Origin of the sequence: Myxococcus sp. AM010, from assembly GCF_013372585.1 — a bacterium.
GTDB lineage: Bacteria > Myxococcota > Myxococcia > Myxococcales > Myxococcaceae > Myxococcus > Myxococcus vastator.
In genome coordinates this window covers 26,164-51,938 of the sequence record NZ_JABXEO010000044.1, presented here as the reverse complement: position 1 = coordinate 51,938, position 25,775 = coordinate 26,164, and the positions used below count along the sequence as shown (strand labels likewise).

Sequence of the window (25,775 nt, the reverse complement as noted above, 5' to 3'; positions counted from 1 at the left end):
GCGCGGGGCCTGGGGGGCACCGGGCCCACGCGTCTTTCCTCGGGACGGACTCAGATGTCCAGGTTCTGCACGTCCAGGGCGTTGCGCTCGATGAACTCGCGCCGCGGCTCCACCGCCTCGCCCATCAGCAGCGAGAAGATTTCGTCGCTCTCCACCGCGTCCTCCACCCGCACCTGGAGCAGCGTGCGCGTGGCCGGGTTCATCGTCGTGTCCCAGAGCTGCTCCGGGTTCATCTCACCCAGGCCCTTGTAGCGCTGCAGGCCCAGGCCGCGCTGCGCGTCCTTGCGGACGGCGGCGAGCACCTCCTGCACGGAGAAGACGGTGATTTCTCCCGCATCCACGCGGACCTTGTACGGCGGCTTGCCCAGCGCCACGAAGGCGTCGCGCAGCGCCGTCAGCTCCACGTACTCCGGCGACGACAGGAAGGCGTGGTCGAGCACCGTCTCCCGCATGGCGCCATTCACGTCGGTGTGGAACACCAGCTTCTTGGTGTGGTGCTCGGGGTCCTGCACCAGCTCGTGGCGCACGCGGCCCAGCACGTCCGGCATGCGGCGCTCGAAGGTGTCGTAGGCGGCCTTCACCACCGTCTCCAGGGCCGCCTCGTCCGTCAGTGTCTCCGCCGACAGCCGCGCGCCCTGCACCAGCGCGTCCACCACGCGCGCGTCCCGGCGCTTGGCCTGCTTCTCCAGGCGCTCCTCGTACGTAATCACCTTCTCCAGCAGCGCCTTCAGCTCCGCGCCGCCCAGCTCGCCCTCGGGCGTCAGCACCCGCGCGTGCTCGGAGGCAATCTTGAGCAGGTACTCGTTCAGCGCGGCCTCGTCCTTGACGTACTGGTCCTTCTTGTTGCGCGTGACTTTGTAGAGCGGCGGCTGCGCGATGTAGAGGTAGCCCTTCTGCAAGAGCTCCGGCATCTGCCGGAAGAAGAAGGTGAGCAGCAGCGTGCGGATGTGGCTGCCGTCCACGTCTGCGTCCGTCATCAGGATGATGCGGTGGTAGCGCGCCTTCTCCGGGTCGTAGTCCTCCGCGCCGATGCCCGTGCCCAGGGCCGTAATCAGCGTCACGATTTCGGCGCTGGTGAGCATCTTCTCGAAGCGGGCCTTCTCCACGTTGAGAATCTTGCCGCGCAGCGGAAGGATGGCCTGGTTGCGCCGGTCCCGGCCCTGCTTGGCGGAGCCACCTGCGGAGTCACCCTCCACGATGTAGAGCTCGCTCTCGTTCGGGTCGCGGCTCTGACAGTCCGCCAGCTTCCCGGGGAGCCCGCCGCCGTCCAGCACGCCCTTGCGGCGCACCGTCTCACGCGCCTTGCGCGCGGCCAGCCGCGCCCGGCAGGCGTCGCCAATCTTCGCCACGACCTTCTTGGCGACCATGGGCGTCTCTTCCAGGAAGGAGCCGAGCTGGTCGTTCACCATCTGCTCGACCAGGCCCTTCACCTCGCTGTTGCCCAGCTTCGTCTTCGTCTGCCCCTCGAACTGGGGGTTGGTCAGCTTGATGGAGATGACGGCGGACAGGCCCTCACGCGCGTCCTCGCCGGTGGGCGTCTCCTTGAGGTCCTTCCAGAGGCTGCCCTTCTCCGCGTAGCTGTTGAGCGTGCGCGTCAGCGCCGCCTTGAAGCCGGACAGGTGGCTGCCACCCTCGTGGGTGTTGATGTTGTTCGCGAAGGTGTAGATGCGCTCGTCGTAGCCGTCATTCCACTGCATCGCGATGTCGAGCGCGACGCCCTCGCGCTCCGTGCTGAAGGCGATGGGCTTGTCGTGGAGCGTCTGCTTCGACTTGTTGAGGTACTCCACGAACGAGGAGATGCCTCCGTCGAACTTGAAGTCGTGCTCCTTGTTCGTGCGCTCGTCGCGGACGGTGATGTGCAGTCCGGCGTTGAGGAAGGCCAGCTCGCGCAGCCGCTGGCTGAGCGTGTCGAAGCTGAACTCCACCAACTCCATCACCGTCGCGTCCGGCTTGAAGGCGATGTACGTGCCGCGCTTGTCGGTGGTGCCCACCTCGCGCGGCGGCGAGTCCGGGATGCCCTGCGCGTACGACTGCTCGTAGACCGTGCCGTTGCGCTGGACGCGGACCTTGAACCACTCCGAGAGGAAGTTGACGCAGGTGACGCCCACGCCGTGGAGGCCGCCGGAGACCTTGTACGCGCCGTTGCCGAACTTGCTGCCGGCGTGCAGCTCCGTGAGGACGACCTCCAGGGTGTCCTTGTTGGGGAACTTGGGGTGCGGGCCCACGGGGATGCCGCGCCCGTTGTCCTGCACGCTCAAGGAGCCATCCACGTGGATGACGACCTCGATGTCGGTGCAGTGCCCGGCCAGCGACTCGTCCACCGCGTTGTCGACGACCTCGTACACGAGCTTGTGGAGCCCGTAGGTCATCGTGTCGCCGATGTACATGCCGGGGCGCTTCCGGACCGCCTCGCGGCCCTCGAGCTTGGTGATGCTGTCCGTCCCATACTCCACGGGCGGCGGAGCAACCGCCGAGCCGGTAGCGGGGGTCTTTTCCATGTGAAGCTGTCCTTGGGAAAAGGAGCCTTGCAACAGGTCCGTGCGTACCACTTCAAGGCACGTCGAACAAGGTTAACGAGGACTCGCAAGGCTGCGTAAACATTCGTGAAATCCGCCTGGCCGCCTGCCTGGGAGGCGGCCCCCGGAGACGAGGTGTTCAGGCGTCGAAGCGGGGCGGCGGGAGGCGGTCCTCCAGCGCCGCGAACAGCTCGTCGAAAACAGCCTTGCGGGCGAAGAGATGCCGGGTGACGAGCACCCGCCCTTCCTCCTTGAGGAACAGGGCGAGCACGCTCCCCTTCCGGCCAATCCGGCGCACGTGGTCAATCTGCCCCCAGTGCAGGTCCAGCTCCTTCTTGCTGAAGGGCCGGGCCACGCGCACGCCCCGCGCGTCCACCGTGACGCCCCAGCCCGTGCGAGGCCGCAGGCGGTGGAAGGACACCAGGAACGTCAACATCAGCCCCGCGGACACGCCAGCGCGGGCCACGGCCTGGACACCCCCTGCGTCACGGGCCTCCGCCAGGGCCCAGGCGGTGAGGACGGCCAGCACGCAGGCCCCCACGAACAGGGCGATGCGGGTGGCGCGAGGGTCGAAGGCGTAGAAGCGCGGGCTGCTCATGAGTGCCCCCGCACCCTAATCCTCCCAGCGCGCGGGTGCGCGGTTTTGAGCGCCGCGTCTGTTCTCCGCCGGGCGGAGCGTGCCCTACGCTCCTGAGCCCCATGACGAATGCCGAGCTGTCCGCGCGCCTGCTGTCGAACGTCATCGCCTTCAAGCACCTTCAGCGGGAGCGGGGCACGCTGCGGCACCTGGGCCTGCCGGGCGTGGACGCCTTCTGCCTGCCGGAGCACCCGGAGCACGCGCGGGCCCAGCAGGCCTTCTTCCACGACGCGGGGGCGCTGCGCGACGCCCTTCCCGCCCTGACGGACTTCTACCGGCGCCTGGACCTGCCCGGCTGGCGCGTGGTGCTGCCGCCCGGAGACGCCGAGGCCCGGCGGGTGCTGGAGGCCGCCGGCTTCGGCCCCGACGCGGTCCGGATGGACGCCATGGGCCTGGCGCTGGGGGACGTGCCCGACGCCCCTCCGGACATCTCCCTGGAGGTCTCCGAGACGCAGGACGACATGGTCGCCATCAACAAGCGCACGTGGGGCCAGCTGGGGCGCCAGCTCGACGTCTGGCTGCGGCCGCCACGGCTGCCCGTGCACACGCTGGTCGCGAAGGCGGCGGGCGTTCCCCTCGCATGTGGCCTGGCCCGGGACGTGGGTGACACCGCGGGCATCTACATGGTGGCCACGGTGCCCGAGGCCCGGGGCCGGGGGCTGGCCGCGCAGGTGATGCGCGGGCTGCACCACCAGGCGCGCGCACGGGGGATGACGGCCGCGGTGCTCCAGGCGACGCCGGAGGCGAAGCCCCTGTACCAGCGCCTGGGCTACCGGGATTTGGGCGCGTGGGAGACCTGGGGCCGCCTGGGCCCTCCTGCCTGCTTCACATCGTCAGATGGCGGCTGACGGCTTCCAGGAGCGTGTCCACGTCCACGGGTTTACGCAGGTGGCCGCAAGCGCCAATCTCATCCGCGACCTGGCGCGCGTTCGCTGACGCGGAGAAGACGAGCACCGGGATGTCCCGCCAGGGGGGCACCTGACGCATGGCCCGCGCGAACGCGCCGCCGTCCATGACGGGCATCATCATGTCCAGCAGGACGAGCCCCGGCAGCTCCGTGGCCGCGCCCAGCACCTCCAAGGCATGTTTGCCATTGCTGGCCCCCAGCACCGTGTAGCCCGCGTCACGAAGCACCTCTTCCAGGGCCTCGCGAAGATCCGCGTCGTCATCCACCACCAGCAACGGCCGACTCACTCACGCCTCTCCTTCTCCAACGGCCCATCCAGGGGAGCGCGCGCCGTTGTCCCGAGCACAGTAACGGCCATCGCACTCCCCCGACGTCGCGAAAAACACGCTGCGCCCTCCCGAGCGCTGGCTGGTGAACGTCCGGGCATTGCCGAGCAGGTTTTCCAGGCCCCCACGGAGCAGACGAGCCCCCGCGCCATCATCTCCGGGGCAAGCCTACTTCCAGGACAGCTCGTACTCGCTGTCGAGCAGGCCGACCTGGCGGCCGTGGACCCGGACCTCGCGCGCGCCCACCGCCTCCAGCACGCCGTACAGCACGCCCTCGTGGTAGGCGGCGGGCATGAAGTCGCGCCGCATGATGAAGCGGGCGCTGGTCTCCCCCGTCCACAGCGGGTAGCGCTCACCGTAGGTCACCGCGGCGAGGTAGGCCTCTCCCAGCGACTGCAACAGCAGCCGCGGCTTGCCGCTGGCCGTGCGCATCAGCTCCCGCCCGAAGACGGACGCCACGAAGTCCACCGTGGCCTGCGTTCCCATGCGCCGCAGCACGCCCTCGAAGCCCTCCAGCTGCGGGGCGAGCAGCCGCGCCGCCGTGGACGACATCCGGAGGAACCGGGTGATGGGGTACATGTGGAGGAGGTTGATTTCCCAGATGCCGGCCACGCCCTTGCAGCGGGCCACGGCGCCTTCGCCTCCCAGGAAACCCACGACGTCCAGCGTGCCCTGGAAGAACATTCCACGCGCCATGTCGTCGTCAGTGGCCGCCAGACGCCGCAACTCCAGCTCCCAGGCCGCGCCACCACCCGCGCTCGATTCGTAACCCGCGTACATGCTCATCTCCCCGAGGGGCCCTTCCAGGGCGCCCGGGGAACACACCGCCACCTCACCTCGCGGATGTTTCCGGGCTCACAGGATTCCTCCCACTTCCGGGAAGCCAACAGTCGCATATTTTTCCGGTACTGTCGAATCAAACCCGGTTCGCCCCGCGGGCCGAGAGGACCATCCGCCAGCCAACGAATGGGGACGGATGGCCCCAGCCGGGCTCAGCCCGCAATCAGGGAGGCCTGGGCGGCGGCCACGGCGGCGCCGGGCTCCGAGCGGTGGCCGGCGGCGATGAGCGCGCGCTCCAAGGCGCCCACCGTGGCGAGGACGTCCGCGGGCCCCACGCGGTTCATGTGGCCCACGCGGAAGTAGCGCGTCTTCAGGTCCGGGTGGAGGCCACCGGCGACGACGACGCCCTGCCCCTTCACGCCGCCCACCAGGGCCGCGTCCACGCCGTCCGGGTAGTACACGGCGCTCAGCGTGTTGGCGGCGACGGCGTCGGAGGTGGGCAGCAGGCGCAGGCCCATGGCCTTCCACGCCGCGCGGAAGGCGCGCGCCATGCGCTGGTGCCGGGCGAAGCGGGCGTCCATGCCCTCGGCCAGAATCTGTCCCAGGCTCACGTCCAGCGCGGCGACGAGGTTCACCGGCGGGGTGGCGAAGTAGGCCGGCCTGCCCGCCTCGTAGGCCTCCATGATGGGCAGCCACTCCGCGAAGTCCGCGTAGACGCTGGCCACCGGCGCCTTGCGCTCGCGCCACGCCGCCATGGCTCGCGGGCCCACGGTGAGCAGCGCCAGGCCGGGAGGAACACCCACCGCCTTCTGGCTGGCCGTGAGGTACACGTCCGCCTCCCACGCGTCCTGGCGGAAGGGCTCCGCCGCGGTGGCGCACACGCCGTCCACCACCGACAGCACGCCGTGCTTGCGCGCGGCCCGCACCAGCGCCTCCGCGGGGGCGAGCACGCCGGTGGACGTGTCCACATGGGTGATGGACAGCACCTTGAAGCCGCCCTTCGACAGGTGCGTCTCCACCTCGTCCAGGGAGGGCACGTCTCCCGGCGCGGCGCGCACGTGCGTCACCTGGGCGCCGTGGCGCTCGAGAATCTTCGCCATCCGGTCGCTGAAATAGCCGGTGTTCACCACCAGGGCCGCGTCCCCGGGCTCCACCAGGTTGGCCACCGCCAGCTCCATGGCCAGCGTGCCGGAGCCGGACACCACGAAGGGCTGCGCGGAGGGCGCCAGGCACACCTCCCGAAGCCGCTTCAGGGCCCGGCCGAAGACGGCGATGAAGGCGGGGTCCGTGTGGCTGAGGGTGGGAGCGCCCAGCGCCTGGAGCACCTCGGGCTCGAACTCCACCGGCCCCGGAATCATCAGCAAGTCTCTCACGGCGTCACCGCTCCTCTCGCGCAGCCGGCGCGAGCAGAGGTGCCCGCGGCCCGGGCCGACTGTGGCGGTCCCCGGCCGCGCTGTCCACGCGCATGTGCTCCGACTCAGAGGCGGACGAGCAGCTCGCGGAGAATGGCGAAGCCCTGCCGGAAGTCCTCCAGGCGGGCCTGCTCGTTGGGGGCGTGGTAGTACTGCATGTCCCCAAAGCCCGTAATCTGCACGTCGCAGCCCTGGCGTTGCAGGTCCCTCACGAGCGGCAGCGAGCCGGTGAGCGAGAAGGGCGTGGCCGCCGCACCGCGCACCACCTGCATGGCCTCCTTCAGCGCGCGCAGGCCCTCCGAGTCCAGCCGGCAGGCGATGCCCTCCGTCCCCTCTCCCTGGAAGCGAAACGCCAGCTCACCGCGCTTGCCGCCCGCCGTGCGCGTGCGCGGGAAGTGCGCGGGGGCGTCGTCGCGCGCCAGCCGGGCGTCGAGCTCCGCCATGAAGTCCGTCACCGCCTTGCGCACCTCCGCCAAATCGTAGAAGGGCGTGAGGCGGAGGTCGCCGCGCAGGACGACGTCGGCGGGCACCTTCGTCTCCTTGGTGTTGGGTGCCTCCACCACGGTGGCCTTGAGGCTGGAGGACGACAGGAAGCCCCAGCGCTGCTCGTCCTCCGTGGGCGGGAAGCGCTCGTGGAAGAAGCGCGCCAGCTCCAGCGACGCGGCCATGCCCAGCTCCAGCGCGTTGACGCAGTTCTGCGGCATGCCGGAGTGGCCGCCCACGCCCGTCACCTTCAGCTCCCACAGCGACACGCCCGCGGTGCCCAGCGTGGGGCCGAAGTTGGCGCTGTCCAGCCAGTACACCGGCTGGCCGTCCAGCGGCTTGAGCAGCCCCTGCTCGGCCACGTAGTTGAGGCCCAGGCCCGGCAGCTCCGAGGACTCCTCGTTGGAGATGAGCACCACCTTCAGCGTGCGGCTGGGGCGCACCTTGCGCTCGGCCAGCTGGGCCAGCAGGTCCGTGAGCACGGCGACGTGTCCCAGGCAGTCGGTGACGCCGCGCCCGTAGAGCACGCCGCCGGGGCCTTGCCACAGCTCGAAGGGGCTGCGCTCCCAGCCCTCGGCCTGTTGGTCCGCCGGGACGACGTCGAAGTGCGCGCCGACGAAGCCGATGGCGCCCTCCCCTTCGCCCGGCACGGTGAGCACCAGGCAGGGACGCGACGCCTGGCCCGGGCCCGCCACGGACTCCGCCTGGATGAAGCCGCTCTCGATGTGCGGCGCCAGGGTGTCCAGCACCACCTGCGCGGCGAGCCGCTCCTCGGGCACCAGCCCCGCGCCAGGGTTGTTCTGCAGCTTCGGAGTCAGGGCGATGAGCCTCCGGAGCACTTCGAGGAAGCGGTCCTCACGCAGGGCAAGAGCTTTCATGAAACGGATTGGAGCCCAGGCGCGCGGTGGAAGTCACCGGAAACGAACAGGCGCCTCGGCCAGGACAGGCGCTGGCGTGGAGCGGTGGACGAAAGGGTCCGCGCAGCCTGGGTGACGCGGCGCTCCATGGCCGGCACTGGTGCGGCGCCGGGTCCGTCCGCATCTTGGAGGCACCATGCCAAAGACATCACCGCCGAGGCCGCCGCGCGCGCTGTTCATCCGGGACTGGGCGCCCGCGTCCCCCGAACCACGGCCCGAGAAGGAAGCGCAGGTGACCACGATGGCGGTGGGTGAGGAGACTGGCGACGGCGGTGAGCTCCAGCGCTGAGGACGCCCGTGACACGGACAGGCACGGTGGTGCTGCTGGGTGCGCGAGACGACGCCCACGTCCAGGAGGTGGCGCGCCGGCTTCGCGCCGAGGACATGGACACGGTGGTGGTGGACACGCGGGCCTTCCCCGAGCAGACGCGGCTGTCGCTCACCGAGTCGCTGGACGGCATCGTCGTGGACGGGCGTGAGGTAGGACGGCCAGCCGCCGTGTACCTGCGCGGCCTGCATGCGCACCCAATGGCCTTCGGGGTGGATGCCCAGGAAGCCATGGACGCGGACTGGCGCACCACGCTCACCGCGTTCCGCGAGAAGAGCGCACTGCTCCTGGGACTGCTGGGCCGCTGGGAGCGGCTGGGCGTGCCGCTCTACAACCCACCCTCCTCGGACGGGTGCATGCACAAGCCCGCGCAGCTCGCCGCGCTCCAGGCGGTGGGGCTTCCCGTGCCCCAGACGCTGTGGACGAATGACGCGGAGGCGGTGCGCCGCTTCGCCCGGAAAGGGCGCGTGGCCTACAAGCCCATCTCAGGCGGCGCGGCGACGCGGGAGTTGAGTGCAGCGGACCTCACGGACGAACGCCTCGCGGCGCTCGCCGCCGCGCCCGTCACCTTCCAGGAGCTGCTGCCGGGAGAGAGCCTGCGCGTGTACGTGCTGGACGGCGCCGTCATCGCGAGCCTGCGCATCGTCTCGTCGGCGCTGGACTTCCGACAGCACGAGGAGCTCATCGAGCAGGTGCCGCTGTCTCCCGAAGTGGCACGCGACTGCGTGAGGGCGTGCGAGGTGCTGGGCCTGCGCTGGACGGGGATGGACTTGAAGCGTGACGCGGACGGGGTGCCGCGCATCCTGGAGCTGAACTGCTCGGCGATGTTCCTGGGCTTCGACGCGCGAGGCGGCACGGACGTGGCGGGGCACCTGGCGCGCGCGCTGGCGCGGCACGCACGCGGCGGGTAGCTCAGCGGCGGCCGAGGAACTGCGGGTCGGACCAATCCCAGAGCCGCTCCGGGTGGTCGTCCACGTCGAGCGGGAGGCTGTTCCAGCGGTACACCGCGCGCGAGCTGGCGCCGTGGACATGGAGGACCAGGCTCAACACGGCCAGCACCGCGAAGGTGGCCGTCAGGCCGCGCCGGGCCTCGGGGCCCTTCCACTGGAGCGCGCGCACCACGGGGACGAGGAAGAAGACGAGGTAGGGGACCATGTCCGAGAAGAAGCGCGGGCCATACGAGTGCCCTGCCCACCAGTGCGGGAAGGTGGAGATGGCGACCCAGTGCAGCGCCACCACTGAGACCAGCGCGGCATGCAGCCGGGTGAAGGTCCGGGCGCGCACGTCCATCCACAGGCCCCACGCGCTCATGAGGAGCACGGGGGTGAACACGAGCAGCCCGCGCGCGGGGGACACGAGGTTGCCGGCCAGGGCCTCGGCCACGCGAGCGGCGGACAGCTCCAGGCGCTGCGGTTCGTAATAGGGCGCCAGCACGGAGCCGTAGTGGACCAGGTTCACCGTCACCCACGGGATGGCCACGGCGAGCGCGCCCGCGAAGAACCTCCAGGCCTGACGCGGATGGGTCCACAGCACGTAGAGCGACAGCACCAGCACGGAGAGGCTGTTGGTGGGCCGCATGACGTAGGCGAGGGCCAGGGCAACGCCCGCCCAGGTCAGGTGACGCGGGGCCTCGCGCGCGCGGACGAGGCAGAGGAGCACCCCGGTGAGGCACAGCAGCGAAGGGCCGTGCTGCCACAGGGCGCGGCTGGCGGTGGAGAGCAGCGGCGTGCAGAAGACGAAGACGGCGGCGAGCAGCAGCGCGCGTTGGCGGGACAGGTGCAGCGCGGCGCCCAGCACGAACATGACGACGCCAGCGAGCGCGGTCAGCGCGGAGGCGAAGAGGCGCTGCGGGCCATTCCACGCATCCAGGTCGACGCGGCCGGTGGCGTCGTAGATGTGACGCCAGTGCGCCAGGGGCTTCGCCAGGGCCGGATGCAGCTTGCCCACGGGCGTGGCGAGGCGCACGAAGCCATCCACCAGCACGACCATGGGCACCGCGGCCAGGGAGGGCCCCAAGGGGAAGTAGTTGTAGAGGTGGCCGTCACGCTCGTAGAGGCCGTGGCGGTAGGACTCGAAGGTGGGTGCGTATTCGTCCAGGTCGAGGTTCCCTTCACGCAGCAGTGACAGCGTGGTGGGGAGCGTCAGCTTGGAGTCGAAGGGCGTGTAGACGGGGAACGCCGCCAGCGCCGCGAAGAAGCCCACGAAGAGCAGCGCCCGCCCCGCCCAGAGGCGAGACGTGGAGCGCGCGGGCGCGGAAGCCACGGGAGTGGAGACGGCGGGTGAGCTCATCGCGACGGGGCAACCTCGCGCGCCCCGGCGGCGGCGCGTTGGAGGGCCGCCGTCTTAGTGCCTTGGGGACGCGAAAGCCAGGAGCAGGTTCAATGCCAGATGCGTGCATGGACAGCGGATGGACACACCGTACAGCAATCCCAGTATGCACGGGCCCCTACTACTATCTGCGCTGATGACCTGCCGCTGGAGGCGCAGCACATGAGGTTCTTCGAGGTTCTCGAGGATGAAGCCACCCGGCAAACGGGGCGTATCGACGGCGTGAGCCCCTGGTGCATCCCGAGCATCGACTGCACCCTCTGTGGCGGCTACGGCAGCCTCGGAGAGGCCTACCCCACCGTGGACCTTTCGCGTTTCGCACACCGTGCCCTGTTGGAAGAACCGCGGAGTGAACAAGCCTTGTCACTGGAGGCGTACCAGCAACTGTGCGAGCAACTGCGGCCATGGGTCCCCCGGGGTGCCCCCTTGGAGCCCGGCACACAATTGGGGCCTGTCGCCGGCAAGGCCAAGGGCCGTTTTGGAGACTTCTACTTCCAGACGCCCTGGGCTCCGTGGCTCCGAACCTCAGCCCTGGAGAAACTTCACGCGGCCGGCGTGAGGGGCCTGCATGGCGCGCCAGGAGAATTGGGCTACCGCGGCCAACCCGCGCCGCCCCTGCACTGCCTGGAGGTCCTCGTCCACGGAGCGTTGCACCCCATCAGCCACGCTCCGGACTGGCAGGCGCCCTGTCCTCGATGTGGCAGCCACCGGAACGGCTACCCACCCGAGTCCGCCGTGCTGGCCGCGAGCACGCTGCCCGCGGACATCGACCTCTTCCGCCTTCGCGACTTCAAGACGGTCATCGTCGCGAGCGAGCGCTTCGTCGAAGCCGTGAAGCAGCTTCGACTCAGCGACATCGCGTTCCGCGAGCTTTCCGTCCACCCAGACTAAGGGTGCGCCGCGGGCGCCTCTGGCGGCGGCTCCACGCCCTCCACCTTGCCCACCTGGTCCAGGTCCTGCCGGTTGCTCAAGGAGAAGCGCACCAGCGCGCGGAGGATGCGGTTGCGCTTCACGTTGCCGAGCACCTCCCGCAGGTCCTCGTACACCGTCGGGTCGCTGATGAGCCCGCCCACGGTGCCGTCTCCCTTCGCCACGGTCGCCGTAATCTGCTTCAGGTCCGCCGCCGCGCTGCCCAGGTCCGCGAACATGCCGCTCGCGTCGCCGTACACCAATTGGTGCACCGCGCCGTTGGGGCTCTTCTTCGCGTCCTCGATGAGCCCCGCGAGCTGCCCGGCCGCCGCCCCCAGCTCCGTCAGCGCCTTCGCGCCATCCTGGCCGTAGACGAGCGCGTGCGCCGTGCCGTCCCCCGTGCGCACCTCGCGCAGAATCCCCTCCAGCTCGCCCACCGCGCCATCCACCCGCGCCGCCGCGTTGGACGCGTTGGCCAGCAGGCCCCGCACCTCGCGCCCGGCCTGCTTGTCGTAGATGAGCGCGTGCAGCACGCCCTCGCCCTTCTCCACCTCTTCCAGCAGCGCCCGCAGCGCGGCCATGCCGCGCGTCACGTCACTGGCCATCTCCGGGTTGGCGTACGTGTCCACCGCCGCCCGCAGCGACTTGCTGATGGCCACCGAGTTCTCCATCACCTGCGACGCCCCGTTGAGCAGCGCGGACAAGTCACCGCTCGAGGACGACTTGAGCACCCCACCCGCCTCCACCGGCGGCGCCGTGGGGTTGCCCAGGGAGATGTCCACCGCCTTGTCGCCCAGCACCCCCATGCTGGACAGCTGCGCCACCGAGTCCTGCCGCACGCGGTCCGTGTAGCGTGACGACACCTGGAACTGGACCTCCAGCCGCGGGTCCTTCGGGTCGGGAGAGAAGACGATGCCCGTCACCCGCCCCACGTTGAGCCCCCCGAGCCAGACGGGAGACTCATCACTGAGGCCCTGCACGTTGGTGAAGTACGCGCGGTACGTCGTCTTGCGCTCGAACAGGCGCGACTGCTGGCCGATGACCATGACGACCACGCTGGCGACCGCCAGACCGATGGCGACGAACAGGCCCGCGCGCATCGCCAGGCGGCGCTCGGTTCCAACGGGAGAGAACAGGCTCATGGCGCGCCTCCAGGGAACAGCTCCACGCGGCGCGCGTCGAGGAAGGCACGCACCTCCGGGACGGTGGAGTGGAGCATCTCCCGCGGGTTGCCCACCTGCACGATTCTCCGATTGGCCAGCATGGCGATGCGGTCTCCCACGGTGAATGCGCTCACCATGTCGTGGGTCACGACGATGGAGGTGCAACCGAGCCGGGTCTTCATCGAGTTGATCAACACGTTGATGGACTGCGTGGTGACGGGGTCCAGGCCCGTGGTGGGCTCGTCCCAGAGGATGACCTCCGGCTCCGTGGCGATGGCCCGCGCCAACCCCACGCGCTTGCGCATGCCGCCCGACAAGTCGGAGGGCATCAGCCGCTCGGTGTCGGGCAGGTCCACCAGCGCCAGCTTCTCCGCCACGCGGGCGCGGACCTCGTCCGCCGGCATGTCCGGGAAGTGCTCGCGCAACGGGTACGCCACGTTCTCCCCGACGTTCAGTGAGTCGAAGAGCGCCGCGCCCTGGAACACCATGGCCACGTGCCGGCGCACCGGGATGAACTGCTCCTCCGTGAAGCGCGTCAGGTCGTGCCCCTGGAAGAGGATGCGCCCGGTGTCTGGCGACAGCAGCCCGATGAGGCACTTGAGCAGCACGCTCTTGCCCGTGCCCGAGCCGCCCATCACCACCAGCGTCTCGCCGGCGCGCACGTCCAGGTCCATGTCGTCATAGACGTGCTTGGCGCCGAACGCCTTGGTCAGGTGCTCGAAGTAGATGAGCTGCTCCCCCGGCCGGGGCGGCTGGAACGCGAACTCAGAAGCGGGCGAGGACGAGGAGCGCATGGCGCGTCACAGGTTCAGCGTGAGCTGGGTGATGAAGAAGTCGGCCAGGCACACGGAGACGGAGGTGGTCGCCACCGTCTGCGTGGTGGCGCGGCCCACGCCCTCCGTGCCGCCCTCCACGGTGAGCCCGCGGAAGCAGCCCACCAGGCCGATGATGAGCCCGAACACCGCGCCCTTGAACACGCCGGAGGCGAAGTCCGGCATCAGCACCGCGTCCAGCGCGCCCTGGAAGAAGAGGTTGAGCGTAATCGCGTACTGGAAGTTCACCACCAGCCCGCCCGCCACCAGCCCCACGACGTCCGCGAACACGGTGAGCACCGGCATCACAATCAGGCACGCCAGCACGCGAGGCACCACCAGCTTGCGCAGCGGGTCCGCGCCCAGCGCGCGGATGGCGTCCACCTGCTCCGTCACCGTCATGGCGCCCAGCTCCGCGGCGATGCCGCTGCCGATGCGCGCGCCCACGGTGAGCGCGGTGAGCACCGGCGCCAGCTCGCGGAACAGCGTGAGGATGACCACGCGCCCCACGGTGTACTGCACGCCGAAGCGCGACAGGAAGTAGCCGAACTGCAGCGAGATGACGAGCCCCGCGAACATCGCGGTGAGCAGGGCGATGGGCAGCGAGCGCACGCCCAGCGACTCCGTGTGGTACACGAGCCCGCGCCAGTCATACGGCGGACGCACCGCGCGGCTGAACACCTGCCCCGTCATCCGCGACAAGGCGCCCAGCGACTCCAGGCGCTCCTTCGCGCGGTCCATGAGGCTCGGGGGCCCGGAAGCCGCCGCGTCCACCTCGGGCTGCCGCGTCGTCATCCCTTGCGCTCCAATTCGAAGCCGGCCAGCAGCGCGTCGAAGTCCGCCATGCGCTCGTCGGCGAGCCCCGGCGGCGCCACGTAGGTGAAGTCGAACACGCAGTTGTCCTTCTTCAGCACCACCAACTCCAGTTGCACGGGCACGCCGTCCAGCTTCGCCAGGTAGCGGCTGCGCAGGGCCTCGCGTCCATCCATGGGGATGCGCTGTTCGGAGACTTCCCGCCTGTCCGTGAAGCCCGCCAGCAGGTGCCGCGTGAGCACCTGGAGCGACGGGTCATCATGTCCCTTGCATGTGGCGTTGACGGAGAGCGCACGGCCCGTACCCACCTCGGCGAAGGCGAGGTCGTTGTCCTCCAGCCGCACCTGCCGCCAGTACGCGGGCAGCTCGCCAATGCGGTAGCGCACGGCGGGCTTGGTGAGGACGGAATCCTCGAACGTCGTCCGGTGACAACCCGTCAGGGGCATGACCACCAGCACGCACAGCAACGTCATCCGCAGCATGGCACCGTTCTTCGTGGCTCTCTCCCGGCCCTGCGGCCGAGTCATGCGTCACAAGTGGCGCACCTGCAAGGAATTCCATGCCGCGTGGTAGGGGCCAAACGTCCACTGTCACACCTCTAAATCCCTCCTCGCGCGTCACATTCCCGCCACCCGCGGTGCGCCGGCCGGCCGTCGCGACACCAACCCGTCAGCGCGGGCGTCACTTCGCGGGCAGTGCCCAGCCACCACCCCCAACCCCAGCTTTGACCCGACGCACGCAAGCCGCCCGGCTCGGAGAGCAGCGCCGCGCGCGCGACACACGGACAAGGAGGACCCCATGGACGGCGGACTCGCGATATTCGGCCTCGGCCTCTTCCTGCTCGGAATCGCCAACCTGTACGTGCGGCACAGCTACTGGCTGGCCGTCCCCGTGCTGCTCCTTGCAGTGGTGTCCATGGGGCTGGCCTTCAGCGAGTCCAAGCGGCTGCGTGAGGTGTCGCTGGGCGTGGGCGTCGCGCTGCTGCTGCTCACCATCGTCGCGCTCGCCGTGGGCACGTCCTGGTGGCTGCCGCTGGCCACCTTCCTCTTCGCCGTGGCGTATGGCGTGCTCTGGGCGGAGTACCGCTTCCCCTTCTTCCAGCACGTGGCCCCAGGCGACGTCCCGCGCCATTCGGAGCGGCGCTTCCACGTCCACTGGCCCTGGCACCGCCGGCGCGTGACGCCGTGACTCAGGCGGCCGGCGGCGGCTCGGCGTCCGCGCGCACCGCCACCTGCCCGCCGTGCACGTCCAGCCAGAGCGTGTCGTCCGCCGCCGCGCCCCGCACCAGCGAGCCGTCCGTGGTGGTGAGCACCACCTGCGCGCCGCTCTGGGCCAGGTAGCCCATCAGGTAGGCGTTGCGCTCGGGGTCCAGCTCGCTCGACACGTCGTCCAGCAGCAACAGCGGCAGGAAGCCCATCGCGGCCTCCAGGTTCTCGATTTCGGCGATCTTCCAACCGAGCACCAGCGCCCGCTGCTGTCCCTGGCTCGCGTAGGCCCTCGCGCTGCGGGCCCCCAGCGTCACCGAGACGTCATCCGCGTGCGGCCCCACCGAGGTGAAGCCCCGCTCCATGTCCCGGCGCAGGCGCGCGGCGAGGCTCTCCCGCAGCATGGCCGCCAGCGCCGGCTCGTCCGCGGCGGCGAAGTCGCCCTCCAGATGCGCGGGCCGGTAGTGGTACACGGCCGGGTCCACCGTGCGGCCAATGGAGGCGAAGGTCGCCTGCGCCCTGGGCGCCAGCTCCGCCATCAGCGCGCGCCGCCGTGAATAGATGCGCGCGCCGGCCTTCGCCAGCGTCTCGTCGTAGGCCTCCAGGTACACCGCGTCCACGGTGTGCCCTTCGCGCAGCAGGCGGTTGCGGTTCTTCAAGGCCCGCGCGTACTCGCGGCTCTCGCGCAGGAAGGCGGGGAAGCGGTTGAACACCGCCCTGTCCAGGAAGCCGCGCCGCGAGTCTGGCCCGCCCTTCACCACCTCCAAATCATCCGGCGTGAAGGCCACCACGGACACGCCGCCGAAGTAGTCCTCCAGGCTGGAGGCCTTCTTCCCATCCACGAAGGCCTGCCGCGTGCCGCCGCCCACCTCCACGGCGATTTCACGCTCGGCGCCCTTGAGGAGGAAGCGGCCCGTCACCCGCGCGCCTTGCGCGCCCCAGCGCACCAGCTCCGACAGGCGCCCCGCGCGCAGGGGCTTGAGCGTGGCCAGGAAGTAGAGGGCCTCCAGCAGGTTCGTCTTGCCCTGCCCGTTCTGCCCCACCGCGATGGTGGCGTGGGCGCTGGGCGCGAGCTGGACCTGGGGGAGGTTCCGGAAGTCGTGGACGTGAAGCGCGAGGAGGCGCACGGCCCCCTCCGTATCACCTCTCCGCCCTCCGGCGGGGGACCTATCTGGCGGACCGCAGCGGCAGCTCCACCACGAAGGTGGCGCCCTCGCCGGGCCGGCTGTCCACCTGGATGGTGCCGCCCAGGGCCTCCACCAGCGTGCGCGTCACGTACAGCCCCAGGCCCATGCCGCCGTAGTTCCGCTCGGACACGGCGCGCTCGAACTTCTGGAAGATGCGCGCGTGGGCCTCCGGGTCGATGCCAATGCCCCCGTCCTTCACCCACAGCCGGGCGCCCGTCCCAACAGGCGCCACGTCGATGTGCACGGGCGCGCCCGCGCCGTACTTGAGCGCGTTGGACAGCAGGTTGGAGACCACCTGCTCCAGCCGCAGCCGGTCCCACGCCCCCTCGAGCCCTTCGGCCCGCGTGACGTGCAGCTCGCAGCCGGCGCGCGCCGCCTCCAGCTCGAAGCGCGCGGCCACCTCGCGCACGAGCGAGGGCAGGTCCACCGGCTCGACCCGGAGCTTCAGCCGGCCGGTGCTGATGCGCGACACGTCGAGCAGCCCGTCCACGAGCTCGGCCAGGCGTGTCACCTGCCGGCGCATGGCCTCCACCTCGCGCCCGTAACGCTGGGCCAGCGCGGACGCCGGGTCCGCGTGGATGGCGCGCGCGAAGGACTGGAGCCGCAGCCCCAGCGACGTCAGCGGCGTCTTGAGCTCGTGGCTGGCCACGGACAGGAACTCGTCACGGGCGCGCACGGCCTCCTTGAGGTGCTGCTCCACCGTCTTCAGGCGGGTGATGTCCAGGAAGGGAATCACCACCACGGACGGGTGGCCGTGCATGGCGGGCAGTATCTCCGACGAGATGCTGAGGGCGTAATGGCCCGCGGGCGTGTGCCACTGGACCTCCAGCCCGTCCAGCCGCTCGCCCCGGGCCGCGCGGGTGGAGGGGATTTCATCCACGCTCAGCCGCCGGCCCGCCAGGTCCGTGACGTGGAAGTGCTCGCCATACGCGGTGGCGGGCACGTCCTTGGGAATGTTCAGGCCGTAGAGCCGGTCCGCCGCGGCGTTGGAGAAGTTGAGGTCGCCGCTGGCCGGGTCCGCCATCACCACCGGCATGGGCATCAAATCCAGAACGGCCTCCAGCCACTTCTGCTGGCTCTCCACGGCCTGGCGCGCGAGCACCTGCTCGGTGACGTCGAAGGCGAAGGTCACCAGCCCGTCCACGAGCCCGCGCTCGTCGCGCAGGGGCTCGAAGATGATGTTCCAGAACTTCGTCTCGACGTGGCCCGCGCCCTCGTAGTCGATGGTGACGGGGTACTCCCGCGCGATGGCGCGCTCGCCCGTCTCCAGCACGCCCCGGTGGAGGCTCAGCAGCTCCGGGGACAAATCCGGAATAGCCTCCTCCTGGGTGCGCCCGTTGAGCTCGCGTCCGCCCATGAGCTTCTGGAGCAGCGGGTTGGCGAACTCGTAGCGTAGCTCGTGGCCGCGCAGCACGTTGATGGCCACGGGGGCCTGGGTGAAGACCTGGAGCAGGTTGCGCCGCTCCACCTGCGCCGCCTCGCGGGCCGCCAGCTCCGCCGTCATGTCCTGGTAGGCCACTGCGATGTGCGTGACGCCGCCGCTGGAGGCGACCAGGGGGAAGCAGGTGCACGAGATGGCGATGCGCCGCGCCTCGGCGGGGGCGCGGATGTGCTCCAGCTCCTTCACGTCGTACCAGAACACCGGCGTCTGGACGCGCTCGCCCGACACGGCCCGCTGGAGCAGCTTCGCGTAGCCCAGCCGCGCGAGCAGCTCGTCCTTGAAGAGGCTGTACTCGGGCGGCGGCGCCGCGCCGAACATCGCCAGGAAGGCGGGGTTGGTGAGCAGGCAGTGACCGTCCGAGGTGAAGACGGCGTAGGGCACCGGCGAATGGGTGAACAAGCCTTCGAGCAGCGCGAGCGAGTCAGGCACCTCGGCGAGCTGCTCGCGCAAGGAGCGGGGCTCCGTCGCCGAGGGCCCGCTGCGCATGTCCTGACTCCAGTGCTGGCCCGTTCGCGTCGCCACGGGCCCAGGGCCTAGCAGAGCCACCCGGGGGCTGCCCAGTCTCCACCGTGTCCGTCCGCCTGCCCACCGCTGCCCCCTGGCACGCACATTGTGATGGTGCACCGGGGAGCCCATGCCAGGATGCACGCACCATGGCGGACTCCCTCAAGACCTTCTTTGACGCGCGGCTCGTCGAACGCCTCGCCGCGTCACTCCACGCCGCGGCGCCGACCTTCCCTCGCGCGGCCTTCATCCGGGAGGCGGCGAAGGGCCTGGATGGCCATGAGCTGATGGACCGGGCGCGTCATATCGCTGGCGCGCTGCACCGTGCGCTGCCCAGCGACTACCCGGAGGCCGTGGAGGTGCTGCTGCGCTCGCTCGGCCCCCGGACGGAGGCCACGGAGGGCGGGGCCATGGCCTCCTTCTTCTACCTGCCCCACACGATGTACGTGGCGGAGCACGGCCTGGCGCACTTCGAGCCGTCCATGCGCGCGCAGCACGCGCTCACCCAGCGCTTCACCGCGGAGTTCTCCATCCGGCCCTACCTGGAGCGGCACACCGCCCGGACGTTGGCCCGGCTGCGTGAGTGGACGGAAGATTCGAGCGAGCATGTCCGGCGGCTCGTGTCGGAGGGCACGCGCACGCGCCTGCCGTGGGCCTCGCGGCTGCGCGAGTTCCAGAAGGACCCCTCGCCCGTGCTCGCGCTGCTGGAGCGGCTGAAAGACGACCCGGCGCTGTACGTGCGCCGCTCGGTGGCCAACAACCTGAACGACATCGGCAAGGACCACCCCGGCCTGCTGGTGCAGGTGGCGACGGCGTGGATGAAGGACGCCACGCCGGAGCGGGAGTGGTTGGTGCGTCATGCGCTGCGCTCGTCCATCAAGCGCGGCGAGCCGGCGGCGCTGGCGGTGGTGGGCGCGCGGCCTCCGTCGGGCATCGAGGCCCGGGTGACGAAGCTGCCCCGCCGCGCGGCCCTGGGTGACACGGTGGAGGTCCACTTCGAGGTGGCCAATCGCTCGAAGCAGCCACAGACGCTGGTGGTGGACCTGGCCGTGCATTTCCAGAAGGCGAACGGCGAGGCGCGGCCCAAGGTGTTCAAGGTGCGTGAGCTGCTGCTCGGCCCGGGACAGGCGGAGACGGTGAGCAAGCGCGTCTCCTTCGCGCAGCTCACCACGCGCAAGCACTACGCAGGACCGCACCGCTTCGAGGCCCTGGTGAATGGACAGGGCTTGCCGCTGGGCGTGGTTCAGGTCAGCGGGTAGGAAGCTCCTGGCAGGCGATTCCCTCCAGTCCGAGGCGCCTCACCGCATCCACGAACCGCTCGGTCCCGATGAGCATCGTCGCGAAGTTCGCGAGCCGGAACACGTCTACGTCCGCCGGGAGCGAAGCCGCGGCAAGGATGGGTTCGTCGGGTCGAGCAAAGGCGCGCCGCCCACAAATCGGACAGGGCGGAGGTCCATCGGATGGAATGCACTCCGGATGCAGCAGACCGCGTGGCCCCAGCTGAAGGTCCAGCAACTCTAGCGGTTCCTTCTTGCGGAATCTCAGTTCCGTCCGGCCACCGAGCAGTCCGCGAACACCTTCAACTCGCAGCCGCTCCACCGCATCGCGACGCACGAGCAAGAGCGCGGTTCCCTCCCAGGTGAATGGACCGAATTCGCCAGACGCCGTGCCCACCAATGGGCCGAAGGCCGCGCCAGGTGGTAGTTCCACGTCCCGGGGAGCGAAGGGGCGCACCCGTTCGCGAAGGCGAGAGAACTCCGTAAACGACTCAGGTCGGGCCTTCTCGAATTCGACATGCTCCGGCAGGTGCGACAGGTCCACGAGCGGATAGTGGTTCCCCCAGGAGCTCCAGGTCGTGCCGCAGGTCGAGCACTTCACGCCGGGGAGACTCCACTTATGCGCGGCGTTGAAGCTGCTACTGAAGGCGGCCGTCGCCGCTTCGTCTTCGTGCAGCCAGAAGAATCGGGTCATCGCTTTCCGCCGCGCGCTCCCCTCTCGCTAGACAATGACCCAAGCCAGGATGGGTGCGCATGCCGGCGACCCTATCCTGCCTGGAGCGGCTCCTCAGCGACCGTGTCCTCTCCACTTCAGACAACGCGGACCTCTCACCGTGGCCCGAAAATCTTCACCAGCTTGTTGTAGACGCCCATCACCAGCAGGGGCGCCACCCACTGGCCAATGAAGCGACTGGGGCGCGAGCGGCCCGTCACTTCCAGGATGAAGGACGAGGCCATCGCGGCGAGGCTCGCCACCAGGAACACGTGTGAGGGCACCTTCGCCGTCTGCTGCTCAATCAACCGTGTCAGTGACGGCTCGGCGTGCTCGGCCCGCACCACTGGGGGCACGTCCCTGTAGTCCTGCTCCGACGCCCGGCTCGCCGGGTTGACGTCCGTCTCCATGCTCCCTCCCAGGGCGGGCAGGCAGGCCCGCCGCATGCAGCGCTCTTCCGCCAGGCGGCGCCATGCAGCCCGGTGGAGAGGTCCCCATCATGGTGTGACCGATGGAGGAAAAGGGCGAGATGGCGAACGAGTCCATGCACACAGACGCCGGCCAGTCAGGCGACCTTCAGCTCCCTGAAGAGGGCGCGGGCCCCCTGCTCCAGCGTGACTACTGGGCGGTCATCCAGCGCTGCCGGGTCTCCCCCGAGGAGATCATGCGCTGGGTGGCCGTGCGCTTCGCCGAGTTCGCGCCCGCCGAGCTCTGCGTCTTCGAGCGCAAACAACAGGAGCGCGAAGGCCAGCCGCTGGCGCTGAACGAAGAGCTGACGGTGAAGATTCAGGGCGCGGGCACCTTCGCCGTGCGCGTCATCCACCAGGACGCCCAGAGCTTCACGCTCGGCACGCTCCACGGGCACCCGGAGGCGGGCCGCATCACCTTCGGCGCTTACCGGAACGCGCGCGGCGATGTCATCTTCCACATCCGCAGCCGGGCGCGCTCCGGCTCGACGCTCCACTACCTCGGCTTCGTCACCGCCGGAGACGCCATGCAGACCAACACCTGGACCGAGTTCGTCCTGCGCGCCGCGCTGACGGCCGGCACCGGAGTGCATGGCGTCATTCACGCGGACACCACCGAGCTGGAGGACGAACCGCCCGGCGGCGACACCGTCCACGGGCCCACCTTCGTGGCGCGAGGAGACGGAAGACAATGATTGAGTGGCGCTGGTTCTCCGGCTGGACGGAAGCGGAAATGGTGCCCCGGCTGGCGCGGGCTCGCACGCTGGAGCGCAACTTCCCGGAGGTCTCCGGGGAGATGACGCTGCAGGGCGGGTGGAGCCAGGTCCGCTCGGAGAGCGTGCTCGGCCGCGAGCCACCAGGGCGCCCTGTCCCGGGCGGCCTCTTCGAGCGCGCCCAGCAGGTGCTGGAGACCTTCGACTTCTCCGACCCGCGCATCGTCGCCTGGCACTTCTCCGACGAGGAGCCGATGCAGGGCCGCACGGTGCTGCTGGAGCTGCGCTCGCTGGGCCAGCAGCTGCGCTACCTGTGCGGCGTGCGGGTGGGCGGCGCGCGCGAGGAGCATGGCGAGGTGTGCAGCATCTTCGGCTTCAGCTTCGAGACGCTCCAGGGCCACATCGAGGCCGGGCGCGAGTGGTTCCTGCTCAAGAAGGACCACGCGAGCGGCGAGGTACGCTTCCACATCGAGGCGGCCTGGCGTCCCGGCCAGTTCCCCAACTGGTGGAGCCGGCTGGGCTTCACCCTGGTGGCCCCGCGCTACCAGCGCGCGTGGCACCGGCTGACACACGTGCGGGTGCGCGAGCTGGCGCTGAAGCACCCGGAGCTCGTCGGCCAGCACGCGAGCCACGGCCAGTTGGCGCACTCCGGCCATGCGCTGGGGACGGCCCCGGTGCAGTTCTTCGCGCAGCGGGCGCCAGGACGGCGAGAAACGCAGTTGGAGGAGGAGATAGAGGCCATGAATCGAGGACACGGGTTGAGGGCCCTGGGATTGGGCGTGCTGGCGGGGATGCGGAGCATGAGCGCGCCGACGCTGGCGAGCCGCTGGCTGATGAAGACGCAGCCTGACAGCGCGGACCGGCTCACCCGGGCCCTGGCGCATCGCTGGACGCCGCGCGTGCTGGGGCTGCTCGCCGTGGGTGAGCTCATCGCGGACAAGCTGCCGATGACCCCCGCGCGCATTACCGCCGTGCCGTTGACGGGCCGGATGTTGTCGGGCGCCCTGGCCGCGGCCTCGGTGACGACGGAGCATCGGCGCGGCATGCGGCTCGCCGCGGCGGCCCTGGGCGCCGTGGCAGCGCTGGCGTCGAGCTGGGCCTGCTATTCGCTGCGGCGCGCCGCGACGAAGAAGCTGGGCGTGCCGGACGTGGCCGTGGCCCTGACGGAGGACGCCCTCCTCGCGGGCCTGGCCTCGCGGCTGCTGCCCATCCGCGAGCATCAGGCCACGCTGTCACCCGCGTGACGGCCCCGCGCGGGCCACGGACGCCAACGTCAGCGAGCTCCACGCGGCCAATACCGGCCGCGGCCCAGGGATGTCGCCAAAAGTTCCCGAATGCAGGACGCGGAGCGACGTCCTCACCGCCCGCGCCACGCCGCCGCGCGGGCCGCGTGCACCAGCGCGGGCAGGTCCTTCACGGCCGAGCCCGCGTCGGCCCCGGCCTCCGCCGTGGGCACGCGCGCCCGCTCGGGCGAGAACAGACGCGCGGGTGTCTGGCCCTGGCCACGCAGGAGGATGAACAGCCGCAGCGCGTCCCGCAGCCGCTCCACGTCCTCGCCCTGCTCGCCTCGAGCCCGCTGCGCCGCGTTCCACAGCCGCGCCCACGCGGTCTCCTCGTTCCAGGCGTCCACGGGACGTTCGCGGGACAGCAAGGCCAACTGCGCGGCCAGTTCGAAGAGCCCCGCGCGCCCCTCGCCGAAAGCCTCGCAGGCCGAAAGCCGCACCTCCTCGGCCACATCCACGCCCGCGCCGCCCGACTCCTCTGGACGGCTGGCGCTCGCGTGCCCCACGGGCCAGCCCATCCGCGAATCGTCGCCCCTGCGCCCCCCCGTGGGTGGCTGCGGGCCAGGCGCCGCGGACGGCCCAGGCCCGCCAGTCCGCGGCTCCGCGCCGCGCCCCTCGCGCGCAGCCAGCCACACCAGCAGCGACGGCACCTCGGCGTCCGTGGGCACCACCGGCGCCAGCCGCTCCGCCAGCACGCCGCGCAGCCGCGCCCAGGCCACGCCCCGCCAGAAGGCCGCGTGCAGCAGCAGCTCCGGCCCGCTGCGCGGCACCCGCCGCGGCGCCCGCGAAACCCGGGCCAGCAGGAAGCGCTTCACCTGCCCGCGCGTATCGAAGTGCGCCAGCCGCTGCCACAGCGCCGCCAGCGAGACCTCCGCCAGCGGCAGGGCCCGCTGGAGCGCCTCCGCCTCCTCCACCGTGAAGGGCAGCCCCCCGTCCGGCGCGGGCCGCTTGAAGACGTGCTCGAACACCTCCGCGGCGGCGCACGCGGCGCGCAGCTCCGGCAGGTTGCGCGGCAGCAGCTCCACCGCCCGCGCCCAGCTGTGCCGCCCCAGGAGCGGCCCCGCCTCCAGCACCGTCTCTTCCAGCTTCAGCAGCGCCTCGCCCAGCGTCGCGGGCCGCCCTTGCGCGGGCAGCCGCTTGAAGGCCACGCGTTGCACGCCCTCCCGCAGGCGCTCCACCTCGCGCATCAGCTTCATGGGCGCGGCGCTCGCCGGCCACCCCTCCGCGGCGGCGCGGCGCTTCAGCGCGGCCAGGGTGGCGTCCACCTCCGGCTGCGCGCGCGCCACCTCCAGCAGCAGCTCGAACTGCGAGCGCACCCGCTCCTTCCAGAAGAAGGACGCCAGCATGCCGCGCAGGGCGCGATAGCGCAGCCGCGTGGCCTCCAGGAGGTCCGCGCGGTCTTCCAGCCGGGCGCGCAGGTGGTCCGGGTGCGTGGCCATGCCCTCACCATAGGAAGGCGCCGGCCGGGTGTCAGGCCCCCACGGGGCCCAACGCGTCACGAGTGAACGGAGCGGGCCCCCTCAAGGGCCCCTGGCCGACTCACACGCGCATGGGCATGACGACGGCGGTGAAGCTCCGGTCGCCAGGGGCGTGGAGCACGCCCGGGCTGTGCTCGTCACCCAGCTCGAAGGAGACCTCGTCCGTCTCGGTGACGGCGAGCACATCCATCAGGTAGCGCGCGTTGAAGCCGATGGTGATGCTGTTGCCGCGGTAGGCCAGCTCCAGCACGTCCTTGGCCTCGCCCAGGTCCGGGTTGCTCGCGGTGATGATGAGCTGGTTCTCCTCCAGGCCGATGCGGACCGCGTTGCTCTTGTCCGCCGACAGCAGGGCGATGCGCTTGAGGCTCTCCAGCAGGCGCACCTTGGGCACCAGGACGACCTTCTCCCCTTCCTTGGGGATGACGCGCTGGTACTCCGGGAACTGGCCGTCGATGAGGCGCATCACCATGGTGAGGCCCGGCTTCTTGAACAGCGCCGAGTTCTCCGCGAAGCCCAGGTGGCACTCCGCGTCCGGCGCCTCGTCCAGCAGGCGCTTGAGCTCCATCAGGCCCTTGCGGGGGATGATGACGCCGCTCTTGAGCTTGAAGTCACCCGGCAGCTCGCGCTCCACCAGCGCCAGCCGGTGGCCGTCGGTGGCCACCATGCGGACCTTCCCGGTGGCCTGGGGCTCGAAGAAGACGCCGTTGAGGATGTAGCGCGTCTCGTCGCTGGAGATGGCGAACTGCGTCTTCTTGATCATCTCCAGCAGCGTGTTGCCCCCCACCTGCACCAGGGGCGCGTTCTCTTCCTTCGGCAGCTTGGGGTACTCCTCGGCCGCCATGCCCACGATTTTGAAGTGGGCCGAGCCGCTGGAGATGTCCACGTAGTTGTTGGCCAGCTTCTTCAGCGTGACCTGCGCGTCCGGGAGGTTCTGGACGATGTCGAAGACGTACTTGGCGCTCAGCGTGACGGCGCCCGTCTTGAGGACCTCGGCCGGGTGCTCGGACACCACGCCGATGTCCAGGTCGAACGCGGTGACGGTGATGCCGCCCTTGTTCGCGGTGACGAGCACGTTCGCCAGGATGGGCATCGTCGTCTTGCGCTCCACGATGCCCTGGGCGCGGTAGAGGGCCTTCTTCAGCTCGTCGGCGGCGATGCGGAATTCCATCGGAGGGCG

Annotated in this window: 25 protein-coding genes; 8 read left to right on the top strand and 17 right to left on the bottom strand. The window is 70.5% G+C overall.

What is annotated here, in order from left to right:
• Nucleotides 1-50 precede the first annotated feature (50 nt).
• Both gyrB and HV826_RS20510 read right to left on the bottom strand, forming a co-directional pair.
• Nucleotides 51-2,498, bottom strand: coding sequence for a DNA topoisomerase (ATP-hydrolyzing) subunit B (gene gyrB / locus HV826_RS20515; protein WP_176418714.1), 2,448 nt, complete (start codon nt 2,496-2,498; stop codon nt 51-53).
• A gap of 157 nt (nt 2,499-2,655) precedes the next feature.
• Nucleotides 2,656-3,114: a hypothetical protein gene (locus tag HV826_RS20510; protein ID WP_176418713.1), complete on the bottom strand. Its 459-nt coding sequence runs from the start codon at nt 3,112-3,114 to the stop codon at nt 2,656-2,658.
• A gap of 101 nt (nt 3,115-3,215) precedes the next feature.
• Between HV826_RS20510 and HV826_RS20505 the strand changes: the two genes are divergently transcribed.
• Nucleotides 3,216-4,001: a GNAT family N-acetyltransferase gene (locus HV826_RS20505; RefSeq protein ID WP_217918705.1), complete on the top strand. Its 786-nt coding sequence runs from the start codon at nt 3,216-3,218 to the stop codon at nt 3,999-4,001.
• Here HV826_RS20505 and HV826_RS20500 read toward each other — a convergent pair.
• The 4 genes from HV826_RS20500 to HV826_RS20485 all read right to left on the bottom strand — a co-directional run bounded on the left by HV826_RS20500 (nt 3,979) and on the right by HV826_RS20485 (nt 7,939).
• Nucleotides 3,979-4,347 (bottom strand): response regulator, encoded by a 369-nt coding sequence (locus tag HV826_RS20500; RefSeq protein WP_176418711.1) that lies wholly within the window; start codon nt 4,345-4,347, stop codon nt 3,979-3,981. The genes HV826_RS20505 and HV826_RS20500 overlap by 23 nt on opposite strands.
• A 207-nt stretch (nt 4,348-4,554) precedes the next feature.
• The gene (locus HV826_RS20495) at nt 4,555-5,166 is read right to left on the bottom strand and encodes a DUF2378 family protein (RefSeq protein WP_176418733.1); all 612 of its coding nucleotides are present in this window, start codon (nt 5,164-5,166) and stop codon (nt 4,555-4,557) included.
• 212 nt (nt 5,167-5,378) lie between these two features.
• Nucleotides 5,379-6,539, bottom strand: a complete 1,161-nt coding sequence (locus tag HV826_RS20490) for an alanine--glyoxylate aminotransferase family protein (RefSeq protein ID WP_176418710.1) — start codon at nt 6,537-6,539, stop codon at nt 5,379-5,381.
• Nucleotides 6,540-6,643: 104 nt separating this feature from the next.
• Nucleotides 6,644-7,939, bottom strand: a complete 1,296-nt coding sequence (locus tag HV826_RS20485; RefSeq protein ID WP_176418709.1) for a M20/M25/M40 family metallo-hydrolase — start codon at nt 7,937-7,939, stop codon at nt 6,644-6,646.
• Nucleotides 7,940-8,114: 175 nt separating this feature from the next.
• Between HV826_RS20485 and HV826_RS20480 the strand changes: the two genes are divergently transcribed.
• Entirely contained in the window at nt 8,115-8,267 is a 153-nt protein-coding gene (locus HV826_RS20480) for a hypothetical protein (protein ID WP_176418708.1), read from the top strand.
• Nucleotides 8,268-8,275: 8 nt separating this feature from the next.
• The gene (locus HV826_RS20475) at nt 8,276-9,217 is read left to right on the top strand and encodes a RimK family alpha-L-glutamate ligase (RefSeq protein WP_368670960.1); all 942 of its coding nucleotides are present in this window, start codon (nt 8,276-8,278) and stop codon (nt 9,215-9,217) included.
• Nucleotide 9,218: 1 nt separating this feature from the next.
• On the opposite strand, the gene HV826_RS20470 is transcribed toward HV826_RS20475, so the two are convergent.
• Nucleotides 9,219-10,595: a glycosyltransferase family 39 protein gene (locus HV826_RS20470; RefSeq protein ID WP_176418707.1), complete on the bottom strand. Its 1,377-nt coding sequence runs from the start codon at nt 10,593-10,595 to the stop codon at nt 9,219-9,221.
• Nucleotides 10,596-10,796: 201 nt separating this feature from the next.
• Here HV826_RS20470 and HV826_RS20465 point away from each other — a divergent pair, with 201 nt between their 5' ends.
• Nucleotides 10,797-11,525, top strand: a complete 729-nt coding sequence (locus HV826_RS20465) for a double-CXXCG motif protein (protein WP_176418706.1) — start codon at nt 10,797-10,799, stop codon at nt 11,523-11,525.
• On the opposite strand, the gene HV826_RS20460 is transcribed toward HV826_RS20465, so the two are convergent.
• Genes HV826_RS20460 through HV826_RS20445 form a run of 4 tightly spaced genes read right to left on the bottom strand, consistent with a single transcriptional unit; the run spans nt 11,522 to nt 14,858 of the window.
• On the bottom strand, nt 11,522-12,685 hold the full coding sequence (locus HV826_RS20460; protein ID WP_176418705.1) for an MlaD family protein: 1,164 nt from the start codon (nt 12,683-12,685) through the stop codon (nt 11,522-11,524). The two genes, HV826_RS20465 and HV826_RS20460, sit on opposite strands and share 4 nt — an antisense overlap.
• Nucleotides 12,682-13,500: an ABC transporter ATP-binding protein gene (locus HV826_RS20455; protein ID WP_176418704.1), complete on the bottom strand. Its 819-nt coding sequence runs from the start codon at nt 13,498-13,500 to the stop codon at nt 12,682-12,684. The genes HV826_RS20460 and HV826_RS20455 overlap by 4 nt, the downstream gene beginning before the upstream one ends.
• A 6-nt stretch (nt 13,501-13,506) precedes the next feature.
• Nucleotides 13,507-14,313: an ABC transporter permease gene (locus HV826_RS20450; protein ID WP_176418703.1), complete on the bottom strand. Its 807-nt coding sequence runs from the start codon at nt 14,311-14,313 to the stop codon at nt 13,507-13,509.
• A complete protein-coding gene (locus HV826_RS20445; protein WP_255207963.1) occupies nt 14,310-14,858 on the bottom strand; it encodes a hypothetical protein in 549 nt (182 codons plus the stop codon). Before HV826_RS20445 ends, HV826_RS20450 begins: the two co-directional genes overlap by 4 nt.
• Before the next feature lie 271 nt (nt 14,859-15,129).
• Between HV826_RS20445 and HV826_RS20440 the strand changes: the two genes are divergently transcribed.
• On the top strand, nt 15,130-15,519 hold the full coding sequence (locus tag HV826_RS20440; RefSeq protein ID WP_176418702.1) for a hypothetical protein: 390 nt from the start codon (nt 15,130-15,132) through the stop codon (nt 15,517-15,519).
• Between the two features lies 1 nt (nt 15,520).
• Here HV826_RS20440 and recF read toward each other — a convergent pair whose 3' ends face one another.
• Nucleotides 15,521-16,663: a DNA replication/repair protein RecF gene (gene recF / locus HV826_RS20435; protein ID WP_176418701.1), complete on the bottom strand. Its 1,143-nt coding sequence runs from the start codon at nt 16,661-16,663 to the stop codon at nt 15,521-15,523.
• 40 nt (nt 16,664-16,703) lie between these two features.
• Entirely contained in the window at nt 16,704-18,650 is a 1,947-nt protein-coding gene (locus tag HV826_RS20430; protein WP_176418700.1) for a PAS domain-containing sensor histidine kinase, read from the bottom strand.
• 167 nt (nt 18,651-18,817) lie between these two features.
• Between HV826_RS20430 and HV826_RS20425 the strand changes: the two genes are divergently transcribed.
• Nucleotides 18,818-19,927 carry a DNA alkylation repair protein gene (locus HV826_RS20425; protein WP_176418699.1) on the top strand — a complete coding sequence of 370 codons (1,110 nt, stop codon included), beginning with the start codon at nt 18,818-18,820 and terminating at the stop codon, nt 19,925-19,927.
• Here the strand turns inward: HV826_RS20425 and HV826_RS20420 are convergent.
• Together HV826_RS20420 and HV826_RS20415 are read right to left on the bottom strand one after the other, a co-directional pair.
• Entirely contained in the window at nt 19,917-20,639 is a 723-nt protein-coding gene (locus HV826_RS20420; protein ID WP_176418698.1) for a double-CXXCG motif protein, read from the bottom strand. The two genes, HV826_RS20425 and HV826_RS20420, sit on opposite strands and share 11 nt — an antisense overlap.
• A gap of 134 nt (nt 20,640-20,773) precedes the next feature.
• Complete coding sequence (locus tag HV826_RS20415; protein ID WP_240358140.1) at nt 20,774-21,067, bottom strand: hypothetical protein; 294 nt, start codon at nt 21,065-21,067, stop codon at nt 20,774-20,776.
• A 119-nt stretch (nt 21,068-21,186) separates the two neighbouring features.
• On the opposite strand from HV826_RS20415, the gene HV826_RS20410 reads away from it, so the two are divergent.
• On the top strand, nt 21,187-21,819 hold the full coding sequence (locus tag HV826_RS20410) for a DUF1990 family protein (protein WP_176418697.1): 633 nt from the start codon (nt 21,187-21,189) through the stop codon (nt 21,817-21,819).
• Nucleotides 21,816-23,081, top strand: a complete 1,266-nt coding sequence (locus tag HV826_RS20405) for a DUF1990 family protein (protein ID WP_176418696.1) — start codon at nt 21,816-21,818, stop codon at nt 23,079-23,081. The genes HV826_RS20410 and HV826_RS20405 overlap by 4 nt, the downstream gene beginning before the upstream one ends.
• Nucleotides 23,082-23,194: 113 nt before the next feature.
• Here HV826_RS20405 and HV826_RS20400 read toward each other — a convergent pair whose 3' ends face one another.
• Entirely contained in the window at nt 23,195-24,559 is a 1,365-nt protein-coding gene (locus HV826_RS20400) for a hypothetical protein (protein ID WP_176418695.1), read from the bottom strand.
• Between the two features lie 100 nt (nt 24,560-24,659).
• Nucleotides 24,660-25,766: a DNA polymerase III subunit beta gene (gene dnaN, locus HV826_RS20395; RefSeq protein ID WP_176418694.1), complete on the bottom strand. Its 1,107-nt coding sequence runs from the start codon at nt 25,764-25,766 to the stop codon at nt 24,660-24,662.
• Between the last annotated feature and the right edge of the window lie 9 nt (nt 25,767-25,775).